This window comes from Bradyrhizobium sp. USDA 3397, assembly GCF_054060965.1.
Map to the genome: position 1 here is coordinate 6,096,761 of NZ_JBSSDS010000001.1, position 13,931 is coordinate 6,110,691.

10 protein-coding genes are annotated in these 13,931 nt (G+C 64.1%); 7 read left to right on the forward strand and 3 right to left on the reverse strand.

The window, feature by feature from the left end; translation table 11 throughout:
* Positions 1 to 52: 52 nt before the first annotated feature.
* Genes ACVWYQ_RS28165 through ACVWYQ_RS28185 form a run of 5 tightly spaced genes read left to right on the forward strand, consistent with a single transcriptional unit; the run spans position 53 to position 7,799 of the window.
* Positions 53 to 1,966, forward strand: coding sequence for an extracellular solute-binding protein (locus ACVWYQ_RS28165; protein ID WP_271542829.1), 1,914 nt, complete (start codon positions 53 to 55; stop codon positions 1,964 to 1,966).
* Between the two features lie 14 nt (positions 1,967 to 1,980).
* On the forward strand, positions 1,981 to 3,867 hold the full coding sequence (locus tag ACVWYQ_RS28170) for an extracellular solute-binding protein (RefSeq protein ID WP_404545876.1): 1,887 nt from the start codon (positions 1,981 to 1,983) through the stop codon (positions 3,865 to 3,867).
* A gap of 2 nt (positions 3,868 to 3,869) precedes the next feature.
* Positions 3,870 to 4,979: a microcin C ABC transporter permease YejB gene (locus ACVWYQ_RS28175; protein WP_035998032.1), complete on the forward strand. Its 1,110-nt coding sequence runs from the start codon at positions 3,870 to 3,872 to the stop codon at positions 4,977 to 4,979.
* Positions 4,979 to 6,157, forward strand: a complete 1,179-nt coding sequence (locus tag ACVWYQ_RS28180) for an ABC transporter permease (protein ID WP_271542831.1) — start codon at positions 4,979 to 4,981, stop codon at positions 6,155 to 6,157. Before ACVWYQ_RS28175 ends, ACVWYQ_RS28180 begins: the two co-directional genes overlap by 1 nt.
* Positions 6,158 to 6,161: 4 nt before the next feature.
* On the forward strand, positions 6,162 to 7,799 hold the full coding sequence (locus tag ACVWYQ_RS28185; RefSeq protein WP_404545878.1) for an ABC transporter ATP-binding protein: 1,638 nt from the start codon (positions 6,162 to 6,164) through the stop codon (positions 7,797 to 7,799).
* Between the two features lie 7 nt (positions 7,800 to 7,806).
* Here the strand turns inward: ACVWYQ_RS28185 and ACVWYQ_RS28190 are convergent, their stop codons facing one another.
* Together ACVWYQ_RS28190 and ACVWYQ_RS28195 are read right to left on the reverse strand one after the other, a co-directional pair.
* Entirely contained in the window at positions 7,807 to 8,661 is an 855-nt protein-coding gene (locus tag ACVWYQ_RS28190) for a C40 family peptidase (RefSeq protein WP_404545880.1), read from the reverse strand.
* Positions 8,654 to 10,027: a leucyl aminopeptidase family protein gene (locus ACVWYQ_RS28195; RefSeq protein WP_404545882.1), complete on the reverse strand. Its 1,374-nt coding sequence runs from the start codon at positions 10,025 to 10,027 to the stop codon at positions 8,654 to 8,656. The genes ACVWYQ_RS28190 and ACVWYQ_RS28195 overlap by 8 nt, the downstream gene beginning before the upstream one ends.
* Before the next feature lie 450 nt (positions 10,028 to 10,477).
* Here ACVWYQ_RS28195 and ACVWYQ_RS28200 point away from each other — a divergent pair, with 450 nt between their 5' ends.
* Both ACVWYQ_RS28200 and ACVWYQ_RS28205 read left to right on the forward strand, forming a co-directional pair.
* Positions 10,478 to 11,977 (forward strand): metallophosphoesterase family protein, encoded by a 1,500-nt coding sequence (locus ACVWYQ_RS28200; protein WP_404545884.1) that lies wholly within the window; start codon positions 10,478 to 10,480, stop codon positions 11,975 to 11,977.
* Positions 11,978 to 12,073: 96 nt separating this feature from the next.
* Entirely contained in the window at positions 12,074 to 12,901 is an 828-nt protein-coding gene (locus tag ACVWYQ_RS28205) for a tetratricopeptide repeat protein (RefSeq protein WP_271542835.1), read from the forward strand.
* 48 nt (positions 12,902 to 12,949) lie between these two features.
* On the opposite strand, the gene ACVWYQ_RS28210 is transcribed toward ACVWYQ_RS28205, so the two are convergent.
* Positions 12,950 to 13,924: a type II secretion system F family protein gene (locus ACVWYQ_RS28210; RefSeq protein ID WP_271542836.1), complete on the reverse strand. Its 975-nt coding sequence runs from the start codon at positions 13,922 to 13,924 to the stop codon at positions 12,950 to 12,952.
* Positions 13,925 to 13,931: the final 7 nt, after the last annotated feature.

Here is a 13,931-nt window from a genome sequence, read left to right on the forward strand (position 1 = left end):
GCCTATATTGGGAACTTAAAGGAGTAGCCTCCTTCAAGACAGGGATGTTGATTTGGCCATTACCCGACGCGATCTCCTGCTCACCGGCACTGCAGCCGCAGCGCTTCCAGTCCTTGGCTCCGTTGCGGGCGTTCCCGTCGGCGTGGCGCATGCGCAATCAGCAACTGAACTGACTTCCGGCGGGTTGCCTTGGCGCCACGCGCTGTCGCTGTTCGGAAAGGTCAAGTACCCCGCCGACTTCAAGCGCTTCGACTACGTCAATCCGGACGCCCCCAAAGGCGGTGTCGCGCGCCAGATCGCCGTCGGCACGTTCGACAATTTCAACATCGTCGTCTCGGGCGTGAAGGGCCAGGTCGCCGGCGCCGTCGCATTCATCTATGAATCGCTCCTGACGCAGTCGCTCGACGAGGTCTCGACCGAATACGGCGCGCTGGCCGAAGCGGTCAGCCATCCCGACGACTTTTCCTTCGTCACCTATCGCCTGCGCGCGCAGGCGAAATGGCATGACGGCAAGCCTGTTACGCCCGAGGACGTGATCTTCTCGCTCGATTCCTTCAAGAAGAACCACCCGATGTACTCGGCCTATTACAGCCATGTGGTGAAGGCCGAAAAGGTCGGCGAGCGTGACGTGAAGTTCGTGTTCGACGCACCCGGCAACCGCGAGCTGCCGCTGATCGTGGGACAGCTGATCGTCCTTCCGAAACATTGGTGGGAGGGGACGGACGCGCAGGGCCGCAAGCGCGATATCGCCACCACCACGCTGGAAGTGCCGCTCGGCTCGGGCCCCTACAAGGTCAAGGAATTCGTCGCAGGACGCTCGATCGCGCTGGAGCGCGTCAAGGACTATTGGGGCCGCGATCTTCCCATCAATGTGGGCCGCAACAATTTCGACGAGCTGCGCTACGAATATTTTCGCGATGGCACCGTTGCGATCGAGGCCTTCAAGGCCGACCAGGTCGACTGGCGCACCGAGAACAGCGCGAAGAGCTGGGCGACCGCCTACGATTTCCCGGCCGTGACCGAAAAGCGGGTGATCCTCGAGGAATTCGTCAATCGCAGCTCGGGCGTGATGCAGGCCTTCGTGCCGAACCTGCGCCGCGCCAAGTTCAGCGATCCGCGCGTGCGTCGTGCGCTCAACTACGCGTTCGACTTCGAGGAGATGAACAAGCAGATCTTCTACGGTCAGTACAAGCGCATCAGCAGCTATTTCGACGGCATCGAGGAGCTGATGGCAACGGGATTGCCGCAGGGTAAGGAGCTCGAAATTCTCGAGACCGTCCGCGCCCAGGTACCGCCCGAGGTCTTCACGACGCCCTACACCAATCCGGTCGGGGGTAGTCCGGAGGCGGTGCGCGACAATTTGCGTGAGGCGCTGCGCCTGTTCAAGGAAGCCGGCTACGAGGTGCGAGATCGCAAGCTGGTCGACGTCAAGACCGGTGCGCAGTTCTCGCTGGAATTGCTCAACTCGGATCCCAGCTTCGAACGAATTACGCTGTTCTACAAGCCGTCGCTGGAGCGGCTCGGCATTGCGGTGAGCGTTCGGACGGTCGATCCGACCCAGTATGAGAACAGGACGCGCGAGTGGGACTTCGACATCGTGACGAACTCCTGGGGCGAGTCGCAATCGCCGGGCAACGAGCAGCGCGAGTTCTGGTCCTCCAAATCGGCCGACATCGCCGGCTCGCGCAACATCGCCGGCATCAAGAATCCGGCCATCGACAAGCTGATCGAGCGTGTGATCTACGCCACTGATCGCGACGATCTCGTCGCGGCCACCAAGGCCCTCGACCGCGTGTTGCTGTGGAATCACTACGTCGTGCCGCAATGGACCTACAACAAGGTCCGCACCGCGCGCTGGGATCGCTTCGGCCGGCCGGCGGAATTGCCCAGGTATGGTCTGTCCGGCTTCCCGTTCATCTGGTGGTACGACGCAGACAAGGCGGCACGGATCGCAAAGAAATCGTGAAGGACAATCCCCGCATGACGCAGATGTCACGCCGCCATGTGCTGGTCCTGGGTGTTGGCGGCGCCCTCGGGGCGTCCGTCGGCGCGCCGCTGGCGCGCAGCGCGCGAGCATCGGAAGCGGCGACCGAGGCGCACGGCATGTCGGCATTCGGCGATCTCAAATATCCCGCCGACTTCCGTCATTTCGATTACGTCAATGTCGACGCGCCGAAAGGCGGCACGTTCTCGCTGATCCCGTCGGTGCGGGCCTACAATCAGTCCTACCAGACCTTCAACTCGCTCAACGCCTTCATCCTGAAAGGCGACGGCGCGCAAGGTATGGGTATGACGTTTTCGCCGCTGATGGTCCGGGCAGCTGACGAGCCTGACGCAATGTACGGGCTGGCGGCCAAATCCGTGCAGATATCGCCGGACAAGCTGGTCTACCGCTTCACGATGCGGCCCGAGGCGAAATTCCACGACGGGACCAGGCTCACAGCCCACGATGCGGCTTTTTCGCTGACGACGCTGAAGACTAAGGGGCATCCGTTGATCATCGTGCAGATGCGCGACATGATCAGTGCGGAAGCCCTCGACGATGCGATGCTCGTCGTCACCTTCGCCAAGGGGCGCGCGCGCGACGTGCCGCTCTATGTCGCCAGTCTGCCGATCTTCTCGAAGGCGTACTACGCCTCCCGCCCGTTCGATGAATCGTCTCTGGACATTCCGCTCGGCTCGGGTCCGTACAAGGTCGGCAGGTTCGAGGTCAATCGCTACATCGAGTTCGAACGTGTGAAGGACTGGTGGGCCGCTGATCTACCGCCCTGCCGCGGCAGCTATAATTTCGATGTCGTCCGCTACGAGTTCTATCGCGACCGCGATGTCGCCTTCGAGGGCTTTACCGGCAAGAGCTATCTCTATCGCGAGGAGTTCACTTCGCGCATCTGGGCGACGCGCTATGACTTCCCCGCGGTGAAGGAAGGTCGGGTCAAGTTGGAGGTCGTGCCCGACGATACGCCCTCCGGCGCGCAAGGCTGGTTCATCAACACGCGGCGCGACAAATTCAAAGACCCCCGCGTGCGCGAGGCCCTGATCAACGCTTTCGATTTCGAATGGACCAACAAGACCATCATGTACGGCGCCTATGCCCGCACGGTGTCGCCGTTCCAGAACTCGGACCTGATGGCCGGCAATGCGCCGCCGTCGCCGGAAGAGCTGAAGCTGCTGGAGCCGTTCCGCGGCCAAATTCCCGACGAGGTGTTCGCGGCGCCGTTCACGCCGCCGGCCTCCGACGGCTCCGGACAGGATCGCAGCCTGCTCCGCAAGGCCCAGCAATTGCTGACGGAGGCCGGCGTGCCCATCAAGGACGGCAAGCGGGTGCTGCCGAACGGCGAAACGTTCAAGATCGAGTTCCTGCTGGATGAGCCCTCGTTCCAGCCGCACCACGCGCCTTACATCAAGAATCTCGCGACGCTCGGCATCGAAGCGAGCGTGCGCCTCGTCGATGCCGTACAGCACAAGGCCCGGCAGGAAGATTTCGATTTCGACATGACCATCCAACGCTTCAGCATGTCGGCGACACCGGGCGATGCCATGCGCGCGTTCTTCTCCTCGCAGGTCGCAAACACCAAGGGCTCGTACAATCTCGCTGGGGTCGCCAGTCCGGCGATCGACGCAATGATCGAGAAGATCATGGCGGCCGACAGCCGCGAAGAGCTGACCGTCGCCTGCCGCGCCTTCGATCGCCTGTTCCGCGCCGGCCGCTACTGGGTACCGCAATGGTACAACAAGACGCACCGGCTGGCCTATTGGGATCAGTTCGGCCATCCACCGAGGCTGCCGCGCTATGCCAACGGCGTCGGGGCCCCGGATATCTGGTGGTATGAACCGGCCAAGGCGGCCAAGCTCGAGCAGGCAAAATAGCCATGAGCGCCTATATCGCCCGCCGCCTGCTCCTGATGATCCCGACCCTGCTCGGGATCCTCTTCGTGTCCTTTGTCGTCGTGCAGTTCGCGCCGGGCGGCCCAGTCGAGCGCGTGATCGCGCAGCTCTCGGGCGCCGACACCGGCGGCACCTCGCGCATATCGGGCGGCAGCGATTTTGCGCAGCGCGCCCCGGGGCAGGTCGGTGCGGGCGGCGATTCCGTCAACTCGAAATATCGCGGCGCGCAGGGCCTCGACCCCGATTTCATCAAGAAGCTGGAAGTGCAGTTCGGATTCGACAAGCCGGCGCCGGAACGCTTCCTGCTGATGGTGTGGAATTTCGCCCGCTTCGATTTCGGCAAGAGCTATTTTCGCGACGTCAGCGTGCTGCAGCTGATCAAGGAAAAGCTGCCGGTCTCGATCTCGCTTGGCCTCTGGCTGACGCTTCTGACCTACCTGATCTCGATCCCGCTCGGCATTCGCAAGGCCGTGAATGACGGTGCGCGGTTCGACACCTGGACCTCGACGGTGCTCGTGCTCGGCTATGCCATCCCCGGCTTCCTGTTCGCGATCCTGCTGATCATCCTGTTTGCCGGCGGCTCCTTCTTCAACTGGTTCCCGCTGCGCGGACTGACCTCGGATGGCTGGTCGCAATTTCCTTGGTACTGGAAGATCATCGATTATTTCTGGCACCTGACGCTGCCGCTGATCGCCATGGGGTTGGGCGCGTTCACCACGATGACGTTTCTGACCAAGAACTCGTTTCTGGACGAGATTCGCAAGCAATACGTCATGACCGCGCGCGCCAAGGGCTGTAGCGAGAACCGGGTGCTCTATGGCCACGTCTTCCGGAACGCGATGCTGATCGTGATCGCCGGCTTCCCCGGCACTTTCATCCACGCCTTCTTTTCCGGCTCGCTGCTGATCGAGACCATCTTCTCGCTGGACGGGCTCGGACTGCTCAGCTTCGAGAGCGTGCTCAATCGGGACTATCCCGTGGTGTTCGGCACGCTCTACATCTTTTCGCTGGTCGGACTCGTGATCAACTTGATCTCCGACCTGACATATATGTGGATCGACCCCCGGATCGATTTCGAGGCACGGGAGGTCTGATGACGATCACCGCGCCGACGCCGATCGAGACTACCGCGAAGTCGCCGCTTGGCGATGCCGTTCCTATCACGCGCAAAGCCTTCGTGCCTTCACCGCTCAACAAGCGGCGGTGGCAGAATTTCAAGGCCAACCGCCGCGGCTACTGGTCGTTCTGGATCTTCATCGGCCTGTTCGTGATTTCGCTGTTCGCCGAGCTGATTGCCAATGATCGGCCCTTCCTGATCAAATTCGATGGCCGTCTCTATTGGCCGGCTTTCGTCACCTATTCGGAGACGACCTTCGGCGGGGATTTCGAGACGGCGGCCGACTATCGTGACCCCTACTTGCAGAAGCTGATCAAGGAGAAGGGCGGCAGCATCGTCTGGCCGCTGATCCGTTACTCCTACGATACCCACAATCTCGATCTGCCGACGCCGGCGCCGTCGCCGCCGACCTGGATGCTGACGGAGAAGCAGTGCAAGCCGGTGGTGGAGAAGAAGGGACTGAAGAGCTGCCGCGATCTCGAATACAATTGGCTCGGCACCGACGATCAGGGGCGCGACGTGGTGGCGCGGCTGATCTACGGCTTCCGCATCTCGGTGCTGTTCGGTCTTTGCCTCACCATCGTTTCGTCCGTCATCGGCATCGCGGCGGGAGCGGTGCAGGGCTATTTCGGGGGCCGGGTCGATCTGATCTTCCAGCGCTTTATCGAGATCTGGACGGCGATTCCCTCGCTCTATCTTCTCCTGATCCTGTCCTCGGTGCTCGTGCCGGGCTTCTTCGTGCTACTCGGAATCCTTCTGCTGTTCTCCTGGGTGTCGCTGGTCGGCCTCGTGCGCGCCGAGTTCCTGCGCGGGCGTAATTTCGAATACGTCCAGGCGGCACGTGCGCTCGGCGTCTCCAATCCTCTGATCATGTTCCGCCACCTGCTGCCGAATGCGATGGTCGCGACCATGACGTTCCTGCCGTTCATCGTCTCGAGCTCGGTGATGACGCTGACGGCGCTCGATTTCCTCGGCTTCGGCCTGCCACCGGGATCGCCCTCGCTCGGCGAATTGCTCTCGCAGGCCAAGGCCAATGTGCAGGCACCGTGGCTCGGCTTCTCCGGCTTCTTCTCGGTCGCGATCATGCTCTCGCTGTTGATCTTCATCGGTGAAGCCGTGCGCGACGCCTTCGACCCGCGCAAGACGTTCAGGTAAGGCCATGGATGCGATCAACCAGCCCCTGCTCGCCGTTCGCGACCTCTCGGTGGCCTTTCACCAGGGCGGCGCCACCACGCTCGCGGTCGACAAGGTCTCGTTCCAGATCAAGCGCGGCGAATGCGTCGCGCTGGTCGGCGAGTCCGGCTCCGGCAAGTCGGTCAGCGCACTCTCGATCCTGAAGCTGCTGCCGTATCCGAATGCCTCCCATCCGTCCGGCAGCATCCGCTTCAAGGGCCAGGAGTTGATCGACCGGTCCGAGCAGCAGATGCGGGAGATCAGGGGCAGCGACATCTCCATCATCTTCCAGGAGCCGATGACCTCGCTCAATCCGCTGCACACGATCGAGGCGCAGATCGGCGAGATCATCCAGCTGCACAATCCGACCAGCAATGCGCAGGCGCGCAAGCGGACGCTGGAGCTCTTGACCCAGGTCGGCATTCCCGACCCAGAGACGCGGCTGAACAGCTATCCGCACCAGCTCTCCGGCGGCCAGCGCCAGCGCGTGATGATCGCGATGGCGCTCGCCAACGAGCCGGACCTTCTGATCGCGGACGAGCCGACCACGGCGCTCGACGTCACGGTGCAGGCGCAGATCCTGGCGCTGCTCGCCGAGATCCGCGCGCGGCTCGGCATGAGCCTGCTGTTCATCACCCACGATCTCGGCATCGTGCGCCGCATCGCCGACATCGTCTGTGTCATGAAGGGCGGCCTGATCGTCGAGCAGGGTCCGGTCGAGCAGGTCTTCAAGTCCCCAAAGCATCCCTATACGCGTGACCTGCTCGCGGCTGAGCCCAAGCCCGATCCGGCGCCGCCGCAGCCGAATGCGCCGGTGGTGATGTCGGCCAATGATCTCAAGGTCTGGTTCCCGATCAAGCGCGGCCTGATGCGCAAGACGGTCGGTCACATCAAGGCGGTCGATGGGGTCAGTGTCGCCGTACGCAAGGGCGAGACGCTCGGCGTGGTCGGCGAATCCGGCTCGGGCAAGACCACGCTGGGGCTGGCGCTGCTGCGCCTGATCTCCTCGAACGGACGCATCGTGTTCTTAGGGAACGACATCCAGGGCCTGCGATTCAAGGAGATGCGTCCCTTCCGTCGCGACATGCAGATCGTGTTCCAGGATCCGTTCGGCTCGCTCTCACCGCGCATGTCGGTGGCCGACATCATCGCCGAGGGCCTGTCCGTGCATCAGCCGGCGCTCTCGCGCGAGGAACGCGAGGCGCGCGTCGTTAAGGCACTCGAGGATGTCGGACTCAACCCGGAGACGCGCTTCCGCTATCCGCACGAATTCTCCGGCGGCCAGCGACAGCGCATCTCGATCGCGCGCGCGATCGTGCTGGAGCCTGATTTCGTCGTGCTGGACGAACCGACCAGCGCGCTCGACATGCTGTTCCAGGCGCAGATGGTCGATCTGTTGCGCGAGCTCCAGCGCAAGCGCGAGCTCACCTACATGTTCATCTCGCACGATTTGCGTGTCGTCGCCTCGCTCGCCAGCCACCTCATCGTGATGCGCGGCGGCAAGGTGGTCGAGGAAGGCCAGGCTGCCGAATTGTTCAGGAATCCGAAAACGGATTATACTCGAGCGCTGTTCGCGGCCGCGTTCCGGTTGGAGACGGCCGGGAACGGGGCGGTGGCGACGTAGCGCTCCGTCAGAGCCGCTTGATCGCGACGACCTCGCTGCCAGCCGCCTTGATCCGCGCGATCGCTGGCTCGATCGGCTCGATCACCGTTGCCATGTCATGCGCATTGGCGTGAACCATGGTGGTGGCGTCGCGCACGATGGCGACATGACCTTTCCAGAAGATCAGATCGCCCCGCTGCAAGCTGCTCCATTCATGCGGCTCCAGTGTGCGGCCGAGACCGGCGAGCTGCATGTCGCTGTCGCGCGGGCAGCCGATCCCGGCTGATGTCAGCGAGACCTGGACGAGGCCGGAGCAATCGATGCCAAAGCTGCTCTTGCCGCCCCAGAGATAGGGCGTGCCGACGAAACGCTCGGCCACCGCGACGAAATCGGGCTCGCGATGATCGAGCAGAGCGAGATGCGTTCTTGGCAGATATTTGCCGTCGTGCGTCACGGCGAAGCCGCCGTCCTCGCGCACCACGGCGAGCTTCGATCCCATCACGAGCGCATCGGCAGGCGGCAGCTTGATCGAGGGGCCGGGAAACGCAAGCGTCCGCAGCGCGCCGACCACGTGCGTTGGCGCGGCCGACGGCCTTGCGAGCGCCGCATCCGGCAGCCAGCCGACATAGCCATCGTCATTGAGCTGGCCCCATGCCCAACCCTCGCCGTTGCGGTCGTAGATGGTGACGCGTTCGCCACGCAGTGCCTCGGTCATCAGCATCGCGTTCGAGGACGGTTGCTCGCGCACGGAGGCGATCGGCTCGACCACCTCGAATTCCTCGCCCGTGACGAAACGCTCCGCCTCGACCTTGCCTTCGAGATATTTGGCGGCAAGGTCGCCCCGCGCCGGCGTCAGCCTCGGGTCGTGTCCTGGATCAGGCATAGCGCTCGCTCAGCAGTGCGTAGATGGCGCGTGCGGCCTGGCATTCGCCGCCCTCGGGCCGCGCCGGCTTCGCCGACGGCGTCCAGCCATAGATGTCGACATGGAGCCAGCTCTTGGCGTGCTCGACGAAGCGTTGCAGGAACAGCGCGCAGGTGATCGAGCCGGCGAAACCGCCCGACGGTGCATTGGTGATGGTGGCGGTCTTGGAGTCCAGCCAGGCATCGTAAGGCGGCCACAGCGGCATGCGCCACAACGGATCGTTCTCCTTCATCGCGCAGCGCGCGACGTCGGCGGCCAGCGTCTCATCATGGGTGTAGAAGGGCGGCAGATCCGGCCCCAGCGCGACGCGGGCCGCACCGGTCAGCGTGCCCAGGTCGATCAGCAGATCAGGCTTCTCCTCGTCGGCCAGGGCCAGCGCGTCGGCGAGCACGAGGCGGCCCTCGGCGTCGGTGTTGCCGATCTCGACGGTGATCCCTTTGCGCGAGGTGAAGATGTCGAGCGGGCGGAAGGCATTGCCCGCGACAGCGTTCTCCACCGCCGGGATCAGCACGCGCAGCCGCACCTTCAGCTTTGCATCCATCACCATGCGCGCCAGCGCCAGCACGTTGGCGGCGCCGCCCATGTCCTTCTTCATGATCAGCATGCCGCTCGACGGCTTGAGGTCGAGGCCGCCGGTGTCGAAACACACGCCCTTGCCGACCAGCGTCACCTTGGGATGATCGGGATTGCCCCAGACGATGTCGATCAGCCGCGGCGCGCGGCTGGAGGCCATGCCGACGGCGTGGATCAGCGGAAAGTTCTTCGCCAGCTCTTCGCCGATGGTGCAGGAAAAGCTCGCGCCGAACTCGGCGGCGAGCGCTTGCGCGGCTGCGGCGAGCTCACCCGGGCCCATGTCGTTGGACGGCGTGTTGATGAGGTCGCGCGCGAGCATTGCCGCATCGGCAATCCGCTCGATCTCGGCCGCTTCGACCCCGTCAGGCGGCACCAGCCGGATCTCGGGGCGGTCTGCCTTGCGGTAGCGGGCAAAGCGGTAGCAACCCAGTGCGAAGGCGAGCGCGGCCAGCCGCGCATCGTGCGGTGCATTGGCAAACCGATAGGTGCCGGGCGGCAAGAGGCCGGCCAGGGCGCCGGGCCGAAACAGGTCGCGCGATCTTGCATCCTCTTCCTCCAGCCCGAACAGTACCTGCGCAATGGTGCCGTCGGTCGCGGGCAGCGCCAGATAGCTGCCCGGCTTGGCGGCGAAGGCGCTGGCACGCGCGAACTGGCGTTGCGCCGGCGGCAGCGTCTCGGCGACCTGATCCCAGCTCGATTTGGTGACGAAGGTGATCGGGGTGGCGGCGGATGACGTCTCGAAGACAGAAGGCATTGGCGGGTCCGGATCGTCAGTTCAGGCGAGTCATGCGAACGGACGAGACTTCGCAGAGTTTGGCCGCCGCTGCAATCGGCTTTGCCGTCACCGTTCAGCGAGCCGCTACGCGTCGCAAGGTGGGCATGCGGTTCGATGCGCTCGACGGGATCCGCGAGCGGCTTGCCATCGAATATCGACCGGGCGCGACGAAACCGTCCGCGGACAAATCTCGTATCTCACGCCGAGAGCTGCCGTTCGCAACGCCACGGCCGCAGGGCTTTACTAGCGCTTCGGTTGTGGCATTATCAACGAACATTTTAGATTGTGTCGCTTGCTCTGCATGAACCCGAACGCAGACACGCGGCGGCATGGTGCCCGCCCAGGTTGGGTCGATACGGCTGAATCTGTTCGTCGAAGCATTTTTCTCATTGTTTAGGCGGCGCAGCATGTGCAGATGAGCGGCGCAAAATGGATAGATCGTTCGTTGTTGCGCAGATTTCCGACCTGCATCTGGACGGGTCGGGCCGGCTGCTTCCGGCCATCGAGACGCTCAGGGCCGCGATTTGCGAGAAGATGGCGGCTGCCGCGAATGTTCCCGATCGCATCCTGCTGATCACGGGCGATCTGGTGGACGACCCAACGCCGCGCGCGCTCGACGAGGCGCTCGCCGTCATCGCATCCTTCCGGCAGACAGGGCTGTTCACCGATATCCAGGCCGTGGCAGGCAATCACGACGTCAAGCGGCCGAGCCAGCGTGCGGGCCGTCACGACGCCTACGACTACCTGCACCTGCCGCGGACCGCGAAGAATGTCTATTACCCTCAGGCAGGCCTCGACCTGGTGCTGCTCGATTCCAATCGCGCCAACTTGAAGGCGCTCGCGAGCGGCAAGATCGACGAGAGCGCTTACAAGGCGATGGTCGCCGAGTCCGCCCGGCTGAGCGCCGAGGTCGCGGGAAGCATCGGTTCGACCGGGCGCGCCGACTACGCCGAGCCGGCGGAAAATCTGGTGCGTGTGCTGGCCCTGCACCATCACCCGCTGCCGCAGGCCACCGGCGAAGGAAAGCGCTTTCTAGGCATGCCGGACGAGCCGCTGATGTATCTCGCCGCACCCGCGACCTTCCTCGAGGCCGCCACCTCGCTCAACGTCGATCTGGTTCTGCACGGTCATCGCCATGTCGAGGGGCTGACCCGCTATTCCATCCCCGATCCGCGTGCGACGTCGAGCGAGAGCGGTGAGGCGTTCTGGCGCACGATCTACGTGCTCTCCTGTCCGTCCTCGACCGGGCAAGCCGGCGACGATGCCGGTTTCAACCTCGTTCATTTCGGCCCCGCGGCCGGCCGCAACGAGCACCGCTTCGCGATCACCCGCTACACGAGGCTCCGCAACGATGCGGCCTTCAGGCCGCTCGACTCCAACCTGCCGGGCGGCGTCATCAGGCTGTCGGCGGGGCGGGATTTTTCTCGCGATCCGGCCGTCCAGTCGGCGATCGAGGCGGCCTCGTCCCGCTCACTGAAACGCGACCAGGTCGCGGCGATCGTCCGCCGGCTGTTCATGCGTGGCAGCTTTTACGATGAGGCGGAGCCGAACTGGGCGATAGCGCTCTACACCTACATGGTCTCGGCCCATGCCTGGGCGGAGCTCGAGCGTAAGGCCGCGAGATCCCGGCCGGGATTCGACAGCGACGCGCTCGCCGCGGTGAAAACGCTGCTCAACCGATTGATCGAGCAATCCGCTGACGTGCTCGGCATTGATCGCGCTCGGCTCGATGAGCTCTACGGGAAAGGCCTGATCAATTGTAACGACTTCCTGCGTCAGGTGCCGCGGCTGCCTTGTGATAGTGTCGACGTTCAGCGGCGGGGGCGGCAGCGGCTGCAATTGCTGCGGGAGCTGGATCAGCAGGTGCAGGCGCTCGGCCTCGATCTCGGCCTCGGCGGCAAAGCGCCGCCGCAACCATCGCCGGCGTGAGAGAAGCGCGTCTGAGCGCTGTTAACCGGCCGTTAGGGTTAACATTCTACTGCTGACACGTTCGGCTCGATCGAGCAGCTCGAGAGTCAAAGCGTCATGCGTCAACGGATCAGGCTTACCCGGCTACTTGCTTCGACGTCGCTGGTCGCGACGGTGGCGATGAGCCTCGGCGGCTGCACGGCGATGTCGAAACTCTCGGAGGTGACGGGCTCGGTCGGCCCCCGGGCGGACGCGGCCTCCGCCGATCGCGCGCCCACCGATCCGGCGCGTGCGGTCGAAGCCTATGGCGAGCGCTACCGCGCCAATCCCAAAGATGCCGACGCCGCGCTCGCCTATGGACAGGCCTTGCGCGCCAACGGCCAGCGCGCCCAGGCCGCCGCCGTGCTCGAGCAGGCGACCATCGCCAACCCCGGCAACAAGGCGCTGCTTGCCCAGTACGGCCGCGCACTCGCCGACAACGGCAATTTCCAGCAGGCCTTCGACGTGCTGTCGAAGGCGCATTCGCCCGACAATCCGGACTGGCGCCTGCTCTCGGTGCAGGGCACCGCGCTCGACCAGATGGGCCGTCATGAGGAGGCGCGATCCTATTACGCGAGCGCGCTCAAGATCGCACCGGGTGATCCCGGCGTGCTCTCCAACCTCGGCCTGTCCTACATGCTGTCGAAAGAGCTGCCGAAGGCGGAAGAGGCGCTGCGGCAGGCGCATGCCTCGCCGCGTGCCAGCGCCCGGGTCCGGCAGAATCTCGGCCTGGTCGTCGGCCTGCAGGGCCGCTTCGCGGAGGCGGAGACCATCGTCAAGGCGGACCTGCCGCCGGACCAGGCTGCGGCCAATGTCGCCTATCTCAAGGAGATGCTGAGCCGTAGCGAGGTCCCGCGCGGCGCGCCGAAGCGGATGCCGGTCGCTTCGCTGAGCCAGCCCGGCTGATCATCTGACTTCCTGGCCTTGGTGGCGGACCGTATGGTCCAGCCCGGCTCATTGCATCTCGGTGACCTTGATGGCGGTGGGTCCGAGAATGACCACGAACAGCACAGGCAGGAAGAACAGGATCATCGGCACCGTGAGCTTCGGCGGCAGCGCGGCCGCCTTCTTCTCGGCCTCGTTCATGCGCATGTCGCGATTTTCCTGCGCCATGACGCGCAGAGAATGGCCGAGCGGGGTGCCGTATCGTTCCGCCTGTTGCAGCGCCAGACACACCGACTTGACGCCCTCCAGCCCGGTGCGCCGTGCCAGGTTCTCATAGGCGACCTTACGATCCTGCAGGTAGGACAGCTCGGCCGTGGTCAGGGTGAACTCCTCCGACAGCGCGATTGACTGGCCCACGATTTCGGTCGCAACTTTCCGGAATGCCATCTCGACCGACATGCCGGATTCGATGCAGATCAGGAGCAAATCGAGTGCGTCGGGAAACGCACGCTTGATCGAGAGCTGGCGCTTGGAGATCGCATTTCTGAGGAACAGCATCGGCGCCTGGAGGCCGAGATAGGCGGCGCCGATACAGATGCCGATCTTGATCGGCAACGCCTGTTGCATGTTTCCAATCACGAACACGTAGAGGGCCGAGCCGATCAAGAACACGATCGGGGCGACCATGCGGGCAAACAGGAAGGTGATGTAGGGCGCCTGTCCGCGGTAACCTGCCATGATGAGCTTGTCCCGCGCAGCCTCCTGCGCGAGCCATTTGGTCAGGTTGAAGTCCTCGACCACCTTGGAGACGAGTTGCTTGGGCGTCTGGCGCAGCGAAACCTTCTCGCTCTTGTTGAGACGCTCACGCTCGCGCTGCCGGATGCGTTCACGCTCGCTCGCCACCGCCTTCATGCGCTTGGAGAGGCCCTCGCCGGCGAACAACGGCATCACCAGCGTATAGACGGTGGCGCTCGCGGCGATGGCCGCGAGCAGCATGGTCATGAAACGGACGTCGTGCAGTTTCGAGACGAGGAATTCGACCATGCGACAC